We start from the raw sequence: 16,676 nt of genomic DNA on the forward strand, positions 1-16,676 counted from the left end.
GCGGCGTGCCGATGGCACGCCGCTTTCTGCGGATCAAAAACAATATTTTTCGTCCCCGCTCACCACGCAAAACCCCATTTGGAAAAGTAGCGCAGCAGGCTGCGCAGCTGCCACAGAAAAGGCTTCAGGCTGCGGTGCGCCGCGCGGTGCCATGCGTGGATGGCGGTGTACTGGGGCACCAGATATGCCTTGCCCTGCGTGCGCATTTTTTGGGTAAGATCAGCGTCCTCCACATACATAAAGTACCCCTCGTCAAAGCCGCCCACAGCCTTGAAGGCGGCAGTGTCCACCGCCGAAAAGCTGCCGGTGCAGAACTCGATCTCGGTAGGCTTTGTCAGATCCTTGTCTGCCATCAGGTAGCGGTCGTTGTACTTTGCCCAAAAGCGCAGACAGGGCAGCTGACGGTAGACCATGGCGCGCACATTGCACCGGCGCAGCGGCAGCTGCTGGGGTCTGCCGTCCGGGAAGGTCAGCCCCGGGCGGGTCATCACCACGCCGGGGTGCGCCGCCATCCAGTCGGCAAGGTCGCTCAGGGTATCTGCGGTCAGCTGGATATCCGGGTTCAGGATAAAGTGCACCCGGCTGTGCAGCAGCGAGAGCACCGTGTTGTGCCCGGTGCCGAAGCCGCCGTTCTCCAGCCGGCAGAGCACCTGCACGGTCTGCCCGGGGGCGGTGCGCAGAGTGCCGTCCTTTGCGGCAGCGGTCAGCCGCTTGCCGCTGCCGTCCGGGCTGGCGTTATCCACCAGATACAGCGTAAGCGGGTAGCGGCGGGTGCAGTCCAGCACGGTCTGCGCGGCCTTGATAGCTTCCTGTGCGCCGTTATACACCACGATGCAGGCCGAAAGCTCCATCTGCGTTTCCCCTTTCGTTTCAGTTTGGGTCAAAGGCTCACTCCAGCGGCTTGATGTCAAAGCTGAAGTCCTCCTTCATCAGATCAAAGTTGGGGTTCATGCAGGGGTCGCCCGCAGCCAGCTGCTTTGCCCACCGCTTCTGGAAGCGCTCCACCTCGGAGACAAAGCGCTTGCGCTTGACCGGGCTCTCGTCCAAGCCGCGGCTCTTGCTCTCGTAGTGGTACAGCTGCGCAAAGGGGGTGAACACATTGGTGTAGCCTGCCTCCCGCACACGGACGCAGAAGTCCACGTCGTTGAAGGCCACGGCAAAGCTCTCGTCCAGCCCGTCCACCTGCTCGTACACATCCTTGCGCACCATCAGGCAGGCGGCGGTCACCGCGTACACGTCCTGCGCGTAGGAAAGCCGTCCCATATAGCCGGGGTGTCCCACAGGGAAGTTCTTGTGCATATGCGCTGCCAGCGTCCGGAAACCAAAGCCGATGCCTGCGTGCTGGATGGTGTTGTCCGGGTAGAGCAGCTTTGCGCCTACGCAGCCCACGCGGTCCTGCTGGGCGTACATGACCATCTCCTCCATCCAGCGGGGAGAGATGACCTCGGTGTCGTTGTTGAGCAGCAGCAGATACTCGCCGGTGGCAGCCTTTGCGCCAAAGTTGTTCAGGGCGCTGTAATTGAAGCCGGTGCCCTGCCATGTGAGCAGATGCAGGGTGTCCGGGTACTCCTTTTGCAGCTGCTCGTAGCAACGGAAGGTGGCAGGCTCCTTGCTGTTGTTCTCGATGATGATCACTTCAAAATCCGGGTAGGTGGTCTTGCGGTAGATGGACTCCACACACACTCGCAGGTCGCCCGAATGGTCGCAGCTGGGGATCAGCACGCTGACCCGCCCGGGCTTTGTGATGGTGTAATCGGTCTTATAAAAGCCCGGGGTGTTGGGCACCATGGTCACTGCGTCCACCGGCACGCCCATGCGGTCGTAGTGGGCGCGCAGCGCCTTCATGGCTGCTTCCAGACAGTAGGTCTTGGCGGAGATGTTGCTGGCCACGCTTGCGGGGCTGGAACGCCAGTAGTACAGCAGATGCGGGATGTGCACGATCTTCTCTGCCTGCTCGGTCAGGCGCAGGTAGAGGTCGTAATCCTGACTGCCGTTGAACTCTGCCCGCTCGTCGCCGCCCACCTTTGCCAGCAGCGCCGCGCTGAACACGCTCAGGTGGCAGATATAGTTGTTGGAGCGCAGGTTATCCAGCATATAATCCGGCTTGAAGTGGTAGACCGTCAGGTGGTCGATGTCCCCTTCAAAGGTCACTTCGTCGGTGTACACAAAGTCCGCGCCCTGCTTGGCAATGGCTTCCGCCACATACCACAGTGCACAGGGGTGCAGGATGTCGTCATGGTCCAGCAGAGCGATATATTCACCCGTGGCAAGGGCAAAGCCCTGATTGGTGTTGCCCGCAATGCCCTCGTTGCTGTCCAGTTTCCGGTAGCGGATGCGGCTGTCGGTGCGGGCACGCTCCTGCGCAAGGACACCCACGTCCGCGTCCTGTCCGGCATCCACCATGCACAGCTCCCAGTTGCGGTAGGTCTGGTTCTGCACCGAATCCAGCAGCTCCACCAGAAAATCGTGGGGGGTGTTGTACAGCGGCACCACGATGCTGATGCACGGTGCAGCGGGCTGGTCTGCGGCCTGCTTTACCAGCAGTTCCACGTCCGCAAAGCGGTCGGCGGGCATGGCCTTGCCCGGGAACAGCTTTTTATACTCCCGCTTGGCCTTGGCCTGTGCCATTACGCCCGCAAAGCCCACCCGGCGCAGGGTGGCAAAAAAGACGAAGAGCGGGAAGGTGCGCCACAGCTGGCGGCACTTGCTTACCAGATACCGCAGCGGCCAGCTGGCCCTCCAGAAGGTGGAGTTGACCACACTGTTCAGGGTTTTTTCCAAGTCCTGCTCGTGGCTGCGGCTCAGGGAAAGGTCGCTGCGCAGCCGCTCCAGCTGGGCAGCCTGTTCGGCGGCGGTGCGCTCGGCCTGCACAGTACGCTCCCGCAAAATGTCCAGCTGCTGTTCATAGCCCGTCTCCAGCTCCGGCAGCTCCGGGGCAGCCGTGCGGCAGAACAGCGCCGACAGCTGCTCCTTGCCGCTGTCCTTCCATGCAAACTCCCGGCAAAAGCCCTGTGCGGCAAGCTGCTTTGCGCAGTCTGCCATACCGGTGTACTCATCGCACACCAGCACCACCTTTTCGGCCTGCACGGCGGGCAGGGTGACCCACTGAGGGTCTGCCACCACCAGCAGCTCCGGGCTGCTTTGCACCACCGTGGTATTCATTTTGTCAAAAGCCTCTTCCAGCAGGCCGCTGTTCTCCAGCACCTGCACACTGCGGGGTGCCAGTTCCCGCACGATGCGCTGTGCCAGTGCACGGCAGCGCTCGGCGGCCTCCTGATTCTGCTTTTCCTGATCCAACTCCATGCTGATACTCCAATCCGTGCGTTTTTCTGCGCAGTTATGTTTCCCGTTCATTTTTCACAAACGGATATAGTATACCAAATCCTACGGCGTTTGAGAAGGTTTTTCCAAAATTTCAGTCAAATAGCCGCTCAGCGGAACAACCCCGTAAGCCAGCCGAACAGCCCGCAGCTGCGGGTAGTGCGGGTACGGATCTGCGCCCCGGTGTAGTAGTGCTGTAAGATCTGCTTGTAGTTCATGCCTTCCTCGGCGGCGTAGCCCACTGCGCCGCACTGGCTCATGCCCACGCCGTGACCATAGCCGTAATAGGTCATGCAGGGGGTGCCGCCGGCATCGGTGCCGAAATCGAAGCAGTAGCGGGAGGAAACGAACTGGTTGATGTACCGGTAGCTGCGTCCGTTGGACACCAGCGTGTTGTACTGTACAAAGCCGCCCAGATCCTTGTGGGTGGTGTCGGCGCTCTGGTAGGGCTCGCCGGTGCGGCTGTCGTTGTATTCTATATAGGTGTAGTCCTTGCCGATCACCCGGCGCAGCAGGTTGTGGTACTGCTCCTCGTAGGGGCTTTCCACGCTTTGCAGGTAGGGCACGTCCGTGCCCCATGCGTCCAGACTGGCGCAGGTGCCGTACACGCCGGTCTGGGTGTTGTAGCCCGCACTGGCCGACCATACCGCGTCGCACACGCTGCCGTTGTACACCAGCACCTCATCCCTGACCGCCTGCACCGCCTTGCGGATGGCGCTGCGGGTGGAGGATGGGATCTGGCTGACCGGGGTGTAGATCAGCGCATTGGCGGACGAGCCGTACTGCTTGTGGTATTCCAGATAGGAGTGGATAGCCACCGCCTGCGCCTTCCACGCCTGCTGCGCAGCGCTGGCGCTGACATAACTGCCAATGGAGCCAAGCTCGGTGTAGGTGATGCCCACCAGACAATCCTCAAGATCCAGTGTGACATTGCGCTTGAGCCCCTGCCCCTTGATGTTCAGGTAGGGCATGGTGATCTTATCCTTGGAGCCAAACAGCCAGCTGAGACAGTTTTCGTCCTCTGCGGGGATCAGGGTGGTATCGGCCCCGCCGATAGTGGTGGCAGCCGAAGCCGCTGCCGCCGGGATGCAGACGCACAGCACCGCCGCCAGCAGAAAAGCCGCCGCGCGGCGGGCAAAAGAATGCAGATGTTTCAAAGTCCGGTTCCCTCCTTGTGGGCATATTCTTGCAGTTTGATATGACCTTAGTGTAACACAGCCAGCGCCGCCGGGCAAGAACCGGAGTTATGTATTTTACAGTACCGTTTTGGGGAAGCGCTGCCGCACCCGCAAAAAAGCCGCCGCACGGTCAGGTGCAGCGGCTTTTTTCTTCACGTACCTTCTATGGAAAAACGCTTTTTACAGGGCAGCCACGGCAGCCTTCAGGGCATCCACGCGGTCGGTGTTCTCCCACTTCACGCCCAGATCCTCGCGGCCCATGTGGCCGTAGGCGGCCAGCTGGCGGTAGATGGGCTTGCGCAGGTCGAGGTCACGGATGATGGCGGCGGGGGTCAGGTCAAACACCTTCTCCACAGCCTGCTCGATCTTCTCGTCTGCCACAGTGCCGGTGCCAAAGGTATCCACCATGATGGACACAGGCTTTGCCACGCCGATGGCGTAGGCCACCTGCACCTCGCACTGCTTTGCCAGACCCGCAGCCACGATGTTCTTTGCCACCCAGCGGGTAGCGTAGGCTGCGCTGCGGTCCACCTTGCTGGGGTCCTTGCCGGAGAAAGCGCCGCCGCCGTGGCGTGCATAGCCGCCGTAGGTGTCCACGATGATCTTACGGCCGGTCAGGCCGGTATCGCCCTGCGGGCCGCCCACAACAAAGCGGCCGGTGGGGTTGATGTAGTACTTGGTGTTCTCGTCCAGCAGCTCGGCGGGGATGGTGGCCTTGATGACCTTTTCCATCACGTCTGCGCGCAGCTGCTCCATGCTCACGCTCTCGCTGTGCTGGCTGGAGATGACCACGGCATCCACGCGCACGGGCTTGTTGTTCTCGTCGTACTCCACGGTCACCTGGCTCTTGCCGTCCGGGCGCAGGTAGTCCATCTCGCCGCTCTTGCGCACCTCAGTCAGGCGCTTTGCCAGCTTGTGGGCAAGGCTGATGGGCATAGGCATCAGCTCGGGGGTCTCGTCGCAGGCATAACCGAACATCATGCCCTGATCGCCTGCACCGCCCACCTGATCGTTGGTGCCCAGTGCAATATCGGGGCTCTGGCCGTCAATGTTGGAGATGACGGCGCAGGTGTCGGCGTCAAAGCCGAACTTTGCGCGGGTGTAGCCGATATCTGCCACCACCTCGCGGACGACCTTCTGGAAGTCCACATAGCAGCTGGTGGTGATCTCGCCCATGATGTGCACAAGGCCGGTGGATGCGCAGGTCTCGCAGGCCACGCGGGCATCAGGGTCGTGGGTCAGGATCTCGTCAAGGATCGCATCAGAGATCTGGTCGCAGATCTTGTCAGGATGTCCCTCGGTAACGGACTCCGAAGTAAACAGGTGTCTAGCCATTTTTTGCCTCCTAAATGTTGCAGTTGCTTGTATTTACCATTCCATCAAGTTTGTTCTGAAAAATAAAAGCGCTCAGAGCCGAAAGCTCTGAGCGTTGCACTCTTATCTTCCGGTTTCCCGCAGGATTTGGCACCTTACGCTCTCGCGCAGGTTGTCGGGCTTCACAGGGCCTGTCCCCTCAGCCGCTCTTGATAAGTCGGTATTCAATTGGTACGCTCCATATTCTATCATTGCAGCGTCAGATTGTCAAGATAAGTCTCACTTATTTTAGACATTCCTTTTAAATTGATGGAGCATTTCCCTGCTCCGGTGCTGCATGGCTATCCCGGGCGGCGTGGAAGGCACGCTTTTCCGCATACATCCGCTGATCCAGCTCCACCAGAAACTTTTCCACGCTGCCGCCCTCGTACTTTGCCACGCCGGTAGAGAAGGACAGCTGAAAGCTGCCCGCCGGAGCGGTTTCGTTATAGTGCTGCACCCGCCGCTCGATGGCGGCGCAGGTCTTATCCAGAAGCTCCTCCGAGCCATGACGGATCAGCACCATGAACTCATCGCCGCTCATGCGGATGGCTACCGAGTTTGCTGCCAGCGCCCCGGACAGGATGTGCCCGATCTCCTGAATGGCACGGTCGCCCTCGGCGTGACCGTAGGTATCATTGATCTCCTTGAAGCAGTTCACGTCCATCATGATGCCGTAAACGCCCTTCTCCTGCGTGGCGTGGATGCGGTCCAGACAGTAGTTCATGTACTTGCGCCCAAACAGGCCGGACAGTTCATCGGTATAGCCGCGCAGGCTGCGGGTCTGACTGTCCACAAGCACAAAAGCGATGGCTACTGACAGCCAGCCAAAGGCCATACCGTAGAACGCGCCCTGCAGCAGCGTGCCCACCGCACAGGTGACCACGAAGTAGTACACCGGGAAAAACTCCACCGTAACGCCATCGCGCTTGGCCTTATGCACCTGCCACACGCTCTCGGCGTAATAGCTGAACAGCAGCAGATACAGCAAGATATTCAGCGGACCCCGATGGTAAAGGTTGTCCGCCGAGATGGTAAAGATCCACCCCGTGCCAAAAAGGTTTGCCACCAGCAGCACTAAAAGCGCCAGCAGCGGCGCGCCCAGCAGAAAGTGTCTTCTGCGCAGGCGTCCAATGCTGCGGTAGACCCGGAAGTCCACATACAAACACCACGCATAGCCCACACACACGGTAGCGCCGGTGCAGACGGTGTTGGTCAGGTACAGCCAGAACCGGCTTGCCGCGCCGGGCACGCCGTCCAACAGAAAGCTGATCGTTTCTGTTGCCTGTGCCAGCAGCGTCACCACCAGAATCCGGCAGAACAGCGCTGTTCCCACGCTGTTTTTGCTCTCGCCGCGCACCCGCAGCAAAAGCAGAAAGCCTACCAGCACCGCCCCTGTGCCATTGGCCACAAGGATCTCGGGTATATTCATTGCGTTTCCTCCTCTGCCCGCCTTACCCCATAAAGCGGGCAGCCCCCTGTTTTATACAATACCTAATTGTATTATACACCCTGCCGCCCCCTGCTTGCAAGGCTTGGACGCAAAAAGGCCGCTGCACGGCAATTTGTGCAGCAGCCCTTGAGAAATCATCCTTTGCAGTCCAGCCAAGCCCGGAGCTTTGCCGAAATACATTTTTTGGCAGAAAACTTAATAGCCCTTTGCCTGCTCGCCGTTCAAAATCTTGACAGCGCGGGAGGTGCCCAGACGGTCAGCGCCCAGTGCAAGGAAAGTCTCCATATCCTCCACGGTGGAAATGCCGCCGGCAGCCTTGACCTTGCAGCGGCCACGCACGCCCTTGACCATCAGCTCCACATCGTGGAAGTTGGCGCCTGCGGTGGAAAAGCCGGTGCTGGTCTTGATGTAGTCGGCACCGGCCTCGCAGACGATGTCGCACATCTTTTCCTTCTCTTCCTCGGTCAGCAGGCAGGTCTCAATGATGACCTTCAAAATCTTATCGCCCACAGCCTGCTTCACGGCACGGATGTCCTCGCGGACAGCATCGTACTCCTTGTTCTTCAGGCGGCCGATGTTGATGACCATATCCACCTCGGCTGCACCGTTCTCGATGGCAGTCTTGGCTTCAAAGGCTTTGCTGGCGGTATCCATGGCACCCAGAGGGAAGCCCACCACACAGCACACGGGGATGCGGCCTGCCATATACTCCACAGCCTGCTTGACGTAGCAGGTGTTGATGCAGACAGATGCGGTGTGGTTTGCAATGGCTTCGTCACACAGCTGCTGGATCTGGGGCCAGGTAGCCTCCGGCTTCAGCAGGGTATGATCGACATGGGACAGGATCTCTTCGCGGTTCATTCTCGTTCCTCCGTTGTTTTACTTGCTGGCACGGCGCACCTTTGCCATGCCCACAGCGCTCAGTGCGATCGCAGTCACCGATGCCGTTGCACCAATGATGCCCAGCACCAGACCGGAAACCAGGAATGCGAACCCTTTCAGACCACGTTTCATAATACCGTACCTCCTGAAAATTATTGTTTCTTTTTAAAGATAATGAGCTTGCTGAACACATAGTTCAGCAAGATCACCAGTACATTGGAAAAGACCTTCACGGCAAGGCCCCACATTGCCTGAGCATCGTAGGCGCTGGTGACAAAGATGGCTGTGGGGCCGTCCGCCCCGCCGATGACGGCAATGGCAGCGGAGCCATCTGCCACGGCGGCATGGCTCCCGGCAAAGCTGTTTGCCATGTAGAGGGTAGTATCCGGACCCAGCCAGCCCGCCACGGCGCCCAGCAGACCCTGCATGGCGGTGTCCACCAGCGCCGCCCCCTGTGCGGCAAAAAGGTTGCCCCCCACGATCATGATAGCGGCATCCAGCACCATGGTGCCCAGACGGCAGGTGACAAAGGTGCCGAACTCCTTGGCCATGGCTTTGCCGGTGGTCTTGCTGCGGAACACGAACGCGCGGTTGGTGCAGTAGGCAAACAGGATGCATAAGGCGTTATCCAGCACATTGCCCCAGCTGTTGGCGGCAGTATAGCCGAACAGCCGGCTAAACAGCGCGTACAGCAGGATGTTCAGCAAGGTGGTCAGCACGCCAAAGATCAGGTAACTGAGCACTTCCCAGTGCTTTTTGAAAAATTTCATCATGGCTTTGTTAACAAAAACAGCCCCGCCGCCGTTTTCCCGGCAACGGGGCTGCAGATCGCATTGTGTCAGAAGCTATGCTTTTGCACGAAGAGCTGATTACTCAGCGTCGTCGTTCAGCAGAGCCTTCATGGACAGGCTGATGCGCTTCTTGTCGAAGTCAACATCCAGCAGCTTCACATCGACCATATCGCCGACCTTCAGTGCGTCGGAGACCTTCTCAACGCGGTCATTGCTGATCTCGCTGATGTGGACCAGACCGTCAACACCCGGCAGGATGCGGACGAATGCACCAAACTTGGTCAGAGAAACGACCGGAGCGTGGAAGGTGCTGCCGATGGGGTAGTTGTTCTTCAGCTGCTCCCAGGGGTTGTCCTCGGACTTCTTGTAGCCCAGAGAGACCTTGTGGTTCTCGGTGTCGATGTCCTTGACATACACTTCGATGGTGTCACCAACGGAGACGACCTCGGAGGGGTGCTTGATGCGGTTCCAGCTCAGCTCGCTGATGTGGCACAGGCCGTCAACACCACCGATGTCAACGAATGCACCATAAGAGGTCAGGCTCTTGACAACGCCGGTGTAGGTCTTGCCCACCTCAACGTTTGCCCAGAACTCCTCGCGCTTTGCCTTGTTCTGCTCAGCGGTCACCTTGTTGATGCTGCCCACGATCTTGCGGCCAGAGCACTCGGTGACGACCAGCTGAACGTGCTGGCCGACCAGAGCAGTGTAGTCCTCGTCGCGGCGCATAGTGGCCTGAGAACGGGGAACGAACACCTTGACGCCCTTGACGTTGACGACAACGCCGCCCTTATTGAACTCGGTAACATCGCCCTCGACGACTTCACCGGATTCTGCTGCCTTGGCGATCTCTTCCATGCCCTTGCGAGATGCGAGCTTCTTGCGGGAGAGCTGGATGACGCCATCCTGATCCATAACCTTCTCGACGATGAGGTCCAGCTCATCGCCAACCTTCACCAGGTCTTCGACCTTGGCGGAGGAATCATCGGTCAGCTCGCTCAGCTTGACAAAGCCGGTCTGCTTCGCACCGATATCCACCTGGATCTCGTTGGCAGAGATGCTGGTCACGATTCCTTTCACAATACTGCCTGCATGAACCCGCTTTTCTTCGGATGCGTTCAGCATCTCCTCAAAGCTCATGCTGTCATTGATTTCTGCGCTCATACTGTTAAGTACCTCCTCAATAATAGACGATGGCGTTGAAGCCCCGGCTGTCACGCCCGCCACTTTAACATCTGCAAACCATTCCGGCCGAAGTTCGCTCGCTGTCTCGACCGTTACGGCACGCGTGTGTTTTGCGGCGACCTGTACCAGCTTTTGGGTATTGGAAGAATGATGACCGCCAATGACAACAACAATGTCGCATTTTTGGCTGAGGTCTTCCGCTTCCTGTTGCCTCGCCCACGTCGCATTACATATTGTATCAAAAATTCGGGCGTTTGTATAGGCTTTTTTGAGAAACTCCGAACTTTCTTTCCATTTTGTTACCTGAAATGTGGTCTGTGCAACTGCAAAAAGGGGTTTTTGGGGGTCAGAAGGGCCGTTCCACGCCTCCAATTCGGCTAAATCGGCAAAAACGAACACCTCGCCCCGGGTGTGTCCCACGATGCCCTGCACCTCCGGGTGGGTCTTATCACCCGCCACCAGCAGCACTGCGCCCTCTTTTTCGGCCTGTGCGGCAATGCGCTGGATCTTCTGCACAAAGGGACAGGTGGCGTCGTGGTAAGGGATGCCGCGCGACTCCAGCTCGTCGTAGATGCTGCGGGGCACCCCATGGCTGCGGATGACCACCTCGCACCCGGCAGGCACATCCTGCACGGTGTTTACCACCTGTGCACCCTTGCGCCGCATATCCTCCACCGCCTGTGGGTTGTGGATCAGCGGGCCCAGCGTTGCTACCCTGTGCCCCTCGTCCAGCAGCTTATAAGTCAGTTCCACGGCACGGTTCACGCCGAAGCAGAATCCCGCCGTTTTAGCCAAACGGATCTCCATTTTTTACGCTCCCATCTTTTCCCATGCTTCCAGCAATGCCTGCTTGTTGGCACGGAGTTTTTTGGTGTCCCGGCGGCTTTCCATGGCAAACTGTGCTGCGGGCATCGGCTCGCCGTAGATCACCCGCACCCTGCAGAACAGGTGCATTTTTCCGTCCGGGGTGTCGTAGAAGATGCGGCAGGGCACAACGTCCACCCCGGCTTCGGCGGCAATGACAAAAAGACCGCTCTTGGGGGGCAGCAGTTTGCCCTCCTTTTCGCGGGTGCCCTCCGGGAAGATGAGCAGTGTTCTGCCCTGCTTGCAGGCCTCCACCGTCTGTGTGATGACCGCCATCTCGTCCTTGGTGCCGCGGACGCACACGCCGCCGCAGCAGCGGAAGAACCATGTCAGAAAGGCGTTGATCTCGAACAGTTCCTTTTTGGCGAACACCACCATCCGCCTGCCCCAGCGGGTGACAACGATGAACACCGGGTCGATAGCAGATACATGGGTGGGCGCAAGGATATAGCCCTTCGTCTGCACTTTTTTCAGGTTTTCGCGCCCCTCCACCCGGATGCGGAAGCCGATGTGCCACACAAGCCACGCAAGGGGCACCAGAATATAATATAGTACCATTTTCTGTTCCTGTCCTGTTTGTTTTATCAGCCGATCTTCTTGGCAATGATCTGCTTCATGGCGTCAAGGCTCTGCTCAAAGTCCAGTTCCGAGGTATCCAGCAGCACGGCGTCCTCCGCCTGCTTCAGCGGGGCGGCGGCGCGGTGGGTGTCCTGATAGTCCCGCTGCTTCACGTCTGCCAGCACTTCCTCGTAGGGAGTGTCGATGCCCTTGGCCTGATACTCCTTCCAGCGGCGGGTGGCGCGTGCCTCCGGGCTGGCGGTCAGGAAGATCTTCACCGTAGCGTCCGGCAGCACCACCGTGCCGATGTCCCGGCCATCCATCAGCACATCCTGCTTTTTGGCCATGCTGCGCTGCAAGTCCAGCAGAAATGCCCGCACAGCGGGGTTTGCACCTACGGCAGAGGCTGCCATACCCGCCTGTTCGGTGCGGATGGCGGTGCTCACGTCCTCGTCCTTCAAGTAGATGTGCTGCTCGCCCGCAATGGAGGCCAGCCGCAGCTCGATTTCCGGCAGCAGGGCATCCACCGCCGCGTTGTCCTTAGGGTCCTTGCCCGCGCGCAGGGCGTATAGGCCGATGGCGCGGTACATTGCACCGGTGTCCACATAGATATAGCCCAGCTCTGCCGCCAGACGGCGTGCCAGAGTGGATTTGCCTGCACCCGCAGGCCCATCGATCGCAACAGATACCATGATATGTTCTCCTTATTTATATATATATAGTACACAGCAGAATGGACGGTGCTGTTTTTTACAGATTATTGGCAAAGCTCTGCGCGGTGCAGAAAGCAATCTGCAGATTGTAGCCGCCGGTGTAGGCGTCCACGTCCAGCACCTCGCCCGCAAAGTACAGCCCCAGTGCCTTTTTGCTCTGCATGGTCTTGGGGTCTACCTCCCGCACCGATACGCCGCCGCTGGTGATGACTGCGTGGGCAAGGTCGCCCCGGGCGTCAATGGACACCTGCCAGTGCTTGACCAGCTGCACCAGTTCCCGCTTCTGCTCCCGGGTGATCTGGTTTGCCTTGGTGGCGGGGTCGATGCCCCAGCGCGCCACCATCACCGGCTGCATACTGGAGGGCAGCAGCTTGACCAGCGCCCCCTGCGCCGCGTGGTTTGCCAGCAGGGCAAAGTCCCGGGTGATGCGGTCGTACAGCTGCTCCTCGCTCAGGGCGGGCTTCATGTCGATCTCCGCGATGTACCTGTGCTTTTTCATGTCCCCCAGATGGCTGGACGCGCTCAGGGTCAGCGGCCCGCTGATGCCAAAGTGGGTAAACAGCATCTCGCCCTGCTCGTCAAAGATGGCCTTGCCGTCCTCCAGCAGGGTCAGGGTGACGTTTTTCAGCGCCAGACCCATCATCTTTTTGCAGTCCGGGTCCCGGCTGACAAGGCTGACCAGACTGGGCACCGGCTCCACAAGGGTGTGCCCCGCCTGCTGCGCCAGCTTGTAGCCGTCGCCGGTAGAGCCGGTGGTGGGGTAGCTCACACCGCCGGTGGCCACTAACACCGCGTCCGCCCGGTACTCCCTGCCGGAAGTGCCCCGCACGCCCACGCAGCGCAGCGCCGGGCCTGCCTTTTTCTTTTTGGGGTGGCGCGGGTTTTCCGCTGCCGCCAGGGCGGGCTCTGCCTCCGGCACGATGTCCTCCAGCAGCAGCTTTTTTGCACCGTCGTAGACGATGTCGGCGTCCTGCGCATAGCGCAGCAGCGCCTGCCGGATTTCCTCGGCCTTATCCGATACCGGGAACACCCGGCGGCCGCGCTCCACCTTCAGCTCCACGCCCAAAGCTTCGAACAGCTCCATGGCCTTTGCCGGGGGGAACGCGCCCAGCGAGGAGTACAAAAAGCGCGGGTTCGTGCGCACATGGCGCAAAAACTCCTCTGCCGGGCAGTCGTTGGTCACGTTGCAGCGCCCCTTGCCGGTGACAAGGATCTTCTGCCCGGGCTTCTCGGTATGCTCCAGCACCGTCACCTGATGTCCCTGCCGCACGGCGGCACCCGCCGCCATCAGTCCGGCTGCCCCGGCTCCCACGATCAAAACCCTTGCCATCTGTCATCCTCCCAAAATCGCCTGTTAATTCTATTGTATCATACCAGAAACCCCGCGCAAAAGCAATGCAGCGCCGCAGGAAATGAATGGATTTTCGGTTCCATGCCCTCTTGACAAAGCCGCCGGGCTGCAGTATTCTTTTTACAGACCGTTAGTTTGTAAAAAAGGAGCATCTGCCATGCCGCGCAACAAATACCCGGAACAGACCGTGGAAAAGATCTTAGACGCCGCTGCCCTGCTCTTCACCCAGAAGGGCTACCAGAATACCACCCTGCAGGACATCATTGATGCCACAAAGCTTTCCAAAGGGGCGGTGTACCATCACTTCCGCTCCAAGGAGGAGATCGCGCAGCGCGTCGGTGACCGTTTGGGCGACCAGATGTGGGAGCCGCTGCGCCATATCCGGGACGACCCGTCCCTGACCGGGCTGCAAAAGCTGCAGGCGGTGTTTGCAGCATCCTTTGCCGGGCAGCGGCAGCAGCAGATCGCGCAGACCTTGCCGCACCTGTGCAGCAACCCGCAGTTCCTTGCCATGGAACTAGACAACATTGAAGCGCATCTGGCCCCGGAATGTATTGCACCCATGATCCGGCAGGGCATGGCGGACGGCTCCATCCACACCGCCGATGCCAATGCGCTGGCGGAAGCGCTGTTCGTGCTGGCAGACATCTGGCTTTCCCCCCAGACGCGCCCCACCACGCCGGCTCAGCAGCGGGCGCGGAATCTCGTGTTTCAGCAAATGACCCATGCGCTTGGGCTGGATCTTTTGACTGATGCACAGGCTGCACAGCTGGTGCAGCTGTGCACACCGGTCAAAGACTGAATTTTCCGGGCGGAACGCTCCGCCCTTTTTTATACGCAGATACAGACCAACGGTTTGTAAACAAAAAAACAGGAGGTTCCCATGAACACTTTTTTCCTCATCGTCCTCGGGCAGATCATCTCCCTGTTCGGCAATGCCGCCCTGCGGTTTGCGCTGCCGCTGTATCTGCTGCGGCAGACCGGTTCCGCTGCGCTGTACGGCGGCATCACCGCGCTGGCTATGCTGCCTGCTCTGGCCGGAATGCTGACCGGCGGCGCGCTGGCAGACCGCTGCCGTAAAGCCCGCCTGATGGCGCTGCTGGATCTGGTAACCGCCGGTATTTCGGCGGCAGCCGCTGCCGGGTTGCCGCATCTGCCCCTGCTTCCGCTGATCCTGACCGTGCTGGGCAGTCTGTACGCCATTCAGGGGCTTTACCAGCCTGTAGTACGCGCCTGTCTGCCCCTGCTGCTGAACGGCACCCAGCTGCTGCGCGGCAACGCGGTCATCCAACTGGTGGATACCGTGGACGAACTTCTCGGCCCCTTGCTGGGTGCTGTTCTGCTGGAGCACCTCGGCATCCGGGGTCTGCTGGCGCTCTGCGGCAGCTGCTTTGCACTTTCCGCCGGGATGGAGCTCTGCCTGCGCATCCCACAGGATGTCCTCCGGGACACAAAGCTCTCCGTCCGTTCTCTGTGGACCGACCTGCGGGAAAGTGCGCGGTTTCTCACCGGGCAGGCTGCGGTGCTGCGGTTAGCTGCTGCCATGGCGGCTGTAAACCTGCTGGAAGTCCCTGCCCTCACCGTGGGTGTTCCGGTGCTGGTGGTGCAGACTTTGCAGAAAAGTGATGCCTCCCTTGGTCTTGTGCAGGCGGTGCTGAGCGCGGGCGGCATTTTAGGCGGCGTGCTGGCGGGAACCGTCTTTGTCCGGCATCCCATCCGCAGCGGCACAGGTCTTTTGCTGGCGCTCAGCGGCGTGTGTGCCGCGCTGGGTCTTGCCCTCCGGGTGCCCACACTCCAGTTCGGCAGCATTCTGGTGCTGGGTGCCGTGTTTATGACCGTGGCGGCACTGTTCAACGTGTGGTTCTTTGCGCAGCTGCAAATGCTAGTACCGCAGGCACAGCTGGGCAAGACGACCGCCTGCATCTCCGTGCTGGCCTGCCTGACCCAGCCCATCGGACAGGCAGTCTATGGCAGTGCCTTCCAGCACTGGGCTGCGCACCCGGCAGATGTACTGCTGGCAGCCGGGGTGCTTTCGGCGCTGGTTCTCTGGCTGCTGCAAACGCGCCGTACCGCCTGACGCAGCAAAAAAGGAGCCGCTGTTGCAGCCCCTTTTATGGTATGCTTACTCCGGCAGCTTTGCCGGGTCGAGGTAAGCTTCGCCCTGCTTTACCTCCACATGGATGTGGCTCTCCTCAGCGCACTCGCAGCCGACCGTGCCCACCGCACCAAGCTTCTGCCCGGCGGTCACGGTGTCGCCGGCCTTAACGTCCGGGTCAGCCACGCCGCACAGCCGCCAACTGCGGCCAGCGGCATCCTCCAGCACCACCACGGTGCCCCAGTTGCCCTCTGCCCCGGCAGAGACCACCTTGCCCGCCACGGGTGCCGCTACCGCAGCGCCCTGCGTGCAGGCATAGTCCACACCGTTGTGGGTGCGCCAGTCCCCAAGGGTCTTGTTATACACCAGCTCATCGCCGCTGAAGGCGTTGAGCACGCGCCCCGGCATAGAGGGCGCGGCGGCAGGCTGCGCCGAACTGCTGGCAGGCGAGGATGCGCCTTGCAGTGCCGAAGGTTCGCGCAGCGAACCAGAGCCAGACTGCGCACCAGAGGACGCCCCAGAGGGCGTCTGCTGCGGCACATCTGCCTTGCTGTTTGCAACATCGGTCACGGGCTGCTGCCATGTGGTGTCCTCCTGTGCGTCCCAGTCCGGTTCTGTTTCCGGGGTGGTCTGTTGGGTGGTGCCGGGGGCGTTCAGCCCATCCAGACTTTTTTGCAGTTCTGCCCGCAGGGCGCGCACCGCCCACACCCCCGCCGCAGCCGCAGCCAGCAGGCTTGCTGTCAGCAGCAGAGCAAAGCCCTTGCCGTGCAGAAATTTTTTGATCTGCTCCATGCTTGTTACTCCCATCTGTCCGTTTTGTGTACGGGGTCTTTTTCTGGGTTTAGTGTGGGACAGCGGCGGGCAGTTTATACAAAGGGATAAAAAAGACAGCGAAAAATAAATCAGCCAAGCCCACGGGCTTGGCTGATTTACAG

At 60.0% G+C, this 16,676-nt stretch carries 15 protein-coding genes and 1 riboswitch; of the genes, 2 read left to right on the top strand and 13 right to left on the bottom strand.

The window, feature by feature from the left end; all coding sequences use genetic code 11:
- Nucleotides 1-59: 59 nt before the first annotated feature.
- The 12 genes from WMO20_RS12070 to WMO20_RS12125 all read right to left on the bottom strand — a co-directional run bounded on the left by WMO20_RS12070 (nucleotide 60) and on the right by WMO20_RS12125 (nucleotide 13,625).
- A complete protein-coding gene (locus tag WMO20_RS12070) occupies nucleotides 60-884 on the bottom strand; it encodes a glycosyltransferase (RefSeq protein WP_349187001.1) in 825 nt (274 codons plus the stop codon).
- Between the two features lie 4 nt (nucleotides 885-888).
- Nucleotides 889-3,303: a glycosyltransferase family 2 protein gene (locus WMO20_RS12075; RefSeq protein ID WP_349187002.1), complete on the bottom strand. Its 2,415-nt coding sequence runs from the start codon at nucleotides 3,301-3,303 to the stop codon at nucleotides 889-891.
- A gap of 128 nt (nucleotides 3,304-3,431) precedes the next feature.
- On the bottom strand, nucleotides 3,432-4,478 hold the full coding sequence (locus tag WMO20_RS12080; protein ID WP_349187003.1) for a SpoIID/LytB domain-containing protein: 1,047 nt from the start codon (nucleotides 4,476-4,478) through the stop codon (nucleotides 3,432-3,434).
- Between the two features lie 201 nt (nucleotides 4,479-4,679).
- Complete coding sequence (gene metK / locus WMO20_RS12085) at nucleotides 4,680-5,834, bottom strand: methionine adenosyltransferase (protein WP_117928679.1); 1,155 nt, start codon at nucleotides 5,832-5,834, stop codon at nucleotides 4,680-4,682.
- A gap of 99 nt (nucleotides 5,835-5,933) precedes the next feature.
- Nucleotides 5,934-6,032, bottom strand: a riboswitch (SAM riboswitch).
- An 82-nt stretch (nucleotides 6,033-6,114) separates the two neighbouring features.
- A complete protein-coding gene (locus WMO20_RS12090; protein WP_349187004.1) occupies nucleotides 6,115-7,284 on the bottom strand; it encodes a GGDEF domain-containing protein in 1,170 nt (389 codons plus the stop codon).
- Between the two features lie 216 nt (nucleotides 7,285-7,500).
- A complete protein-coding gene (gene deoC / locus WMO20_RS12095) occupies nucleotides 7,501-8,166 on the bottom strand; it encodes a deoxyribose-phosphate aldolase (RefSeq protein WP_097782685.1) in 666 nt (221 codons plus the stop codon).
- Between the two features lie 18 nt (nucleotides 8,167-8,184).
- A complete protein-coding gene (locus WMO20_RS12100; protein ID WP_005927141.1) occupies nucleotides 8,185-8,319 on the bottom strand; it encodes a hypothetical protein in 135 nt (44 codons plus the stop codon).
- Between the two features lie 20 nt (nucleotides 8,320-8,339).
- The gene (locus WMO20_RS12105) at nucleotides 8,340-8,960 is read right to left on the bottom strand and encodes a GtrA family protein (protein ID WP_349187005.1); all 621 of its coding nucleotides are present in this window, start codon (nucleotides 8,958-8,960) and stop codon (nucleotides 8,340-8,342) included.
- Nucleotides 8,961-9,056: 96 nt separating this feature from the next.
- Entirely contained in the window at nucleotides 9,057-10,967 is a 1,911-nt protein-coding gene (locus tag WMO20_RS12110) for a bifunctional 4-hydroxy-3-methylbut-2-enyl diphosphate reductase/30S ribosomal protein S1 (protein ID WP_112090577.1), read from the bottom strand.
- Nucleotides 10,968-10,970: 3 nt separating this feature from the next.
- Entirely contained in the window at nucleotides 10,971-11,582 is a 612-nt protein-coding gene (locus tag WMO20_RS12115; RefSeq protein WP_308564594.1) for a lysophospholipid acyltransferase family protein, read from the bottom strand.
- A 26-nt stretch (nucleotides 11,583-11,608) separates the two neighbouring features.
- Nucleotides 11,609-12,274, bottom strand: coding sequence for a (d)CMP kinase (cmk, locus tag WMO20_RS12120; protein WP_112090575.1), 666 nt, complete (start codon nucleotides 12,272-12,274; stop codon nucleotides 11,609-11,611).
- Nucleotides 12,275-12,332: 58 nt separating this feature from the next.
- A complete protein-coding gene (locus tag WMO20_RS12125) occupies nucleotides 12,333-13,625 on the bottom strand; it encodes a BaiN/RdsA family NAD(P)/FAD-dependent oxidoreductase (protein ID WP_349187006.1) in 1,293 nt (430 codons plus the stop codon).
- A 178-nt stretch (nucleotides 13,626-13,803) separates the two neighbouring features.
- On the opposite strand from WMO20_RS12125, the gene WMO20_RS12130 reads away from it, so the two are divergent.
- Together WMO20_RS12130 and WMO20_RS12135 are read left to right on the top strand one after the other, a co-directional pair.
- Nucleotides 13,804-14,448, top strand: coding sequence for a TetR/AcrR family transcriptional regulator (locus tag WMO20_RS12130; protein ID WP_349187007.1), 645 nt, complete (start codon nucleotides 13,804-13,806; stop codon nucleotides 14,446-14,448).
- 81 nt (nucleotides 14,449-14,529) lie between these two features.
- Entirely contained in the window at nucleotides 14,530-15,723 is a 1,194-nt protein-coding gene (locus WMO20_RS12135; RefSeq protein ID WP_349187008.1) for an MFS transporter, read from the top strand.
- Between the two features lie 45 nt (nucleotides 15,724-15,768).
- Here WMO20_RS12135 and WMO20_RS12140 read toward each other — a convergent pair whose 3' ends face one another.
- Nucleotides 15,769-16,533 (bottom strand): peptidoglycan DD-metalloendopeptidase family protein, encoded by a 765-nt coding sequence (locus tag WMO20_RS12140; protein WP_349187010.1) that lies wholly within the window; start codon nucleotides 16,531-16,533, stop codon nucleotides 15,769-15,771.
- Between the last annotated feature and the right edge of the window lie 143 nt (nucleotides 16,534-16,676).

This window comes from Faecalibacterium intestinale, assembly GCF_040096575.1.
In the GTDB taxonomy this organism is placed as follows: Bacteria; Bacillota; Clostridia; order Oscillospirales; family Ruminococcaceae; genus Faecalibacterium; species Faecalibacterium intestinale.

Coding starts and splice junctions, on each gene's coding strand:
- deoC (WP_097782685.1), bottom strand. CDS start 8,166: ATGAACCGCGAAGAGATCCTGTCCCATGTCGATCATACCCTGCTGAAG.
- WMO20_RS12100 (WP_005927141.1), bottom strand. CDS start 8,319: ATGAAACGTGGTCTGAAAGGGTTCGCATTCCTGGTTTCCGGTCTGGTG.
- WMO20_RS12140 (WP_349187010.1), bottom strand. CDS start 16,533: ATGGAGCAGATCAAAAAATTTCTGCACGGCAAGGGCTTTGCTCTGCTG.
- WMO20_RS12075 (WP_349187002.1), bottom strand. CDS start 3,303: ATGGAGTTGGATCAGGAAAAGCAGAATCAGGAGGCCGCCGAGCGCTGC.
- cmk (WP_112090575.1), bottom strand. CDS start 12,274: ATGGTATCTGTTGCGATCGATGGGCCTGCGGGTGCAGGCAAATCCACT.
- WMO20_RS12115 (WP_308564594.1), bottom strand. CDS start 11,582: ATGGTACTATATTATATTCTGGTGCCCCTTGCGTGGCTTGTGTGGCAC.
- metK (WP_117928679.1), bottom strand. CDS start 5,834: ATGGCTAGACACCTGTTTACTTCGGAGTCCGTTACCGAGGGACATCCT.
- WMO20_RS12130 (WP_349187007.1), top strand. CDS start 13,804: ATGCCGCGCAACAAATACCCGGAACAGACCGTGGAAAAGATCTTAGAC.
- WMO20_RS12090 (WP_349187004.1), bottom strand. CDS start 7,284: ATGAATATACCCGAGATCCTTGTGGCCAATGGCACAGGGGCGGTGCTG.
- WMO20_RS12135 (WP_349187008.1), top strand. CDS start 14,530: ATGAACACTTTTTTCCTCATCGTCCTCGGGCAGATCATCTCCCTGTTC.
- WMO20_RS12110 (WP_112090577.1), bottom strand. CDS start 10,967: ATGGAGATCCGTTTGGCTAAAACGGCGGGATTCTGCTTCGGCGTGAAC.
- WMO20_RS12105 (WP_349187005.1), bottom strand. CDS start 8,960: ATGATGAAATTTTTCAAAAAGCACTGGGAAGTGCTCAGTTACCTGATC.
- WMO20_RS12125 (WP_349187006.1), bottom strand. CDS start 13,625: ATGGCAAGGGTTTTGATCGTGGGAGCCGGGGCAGCCGGACTGATGGCG.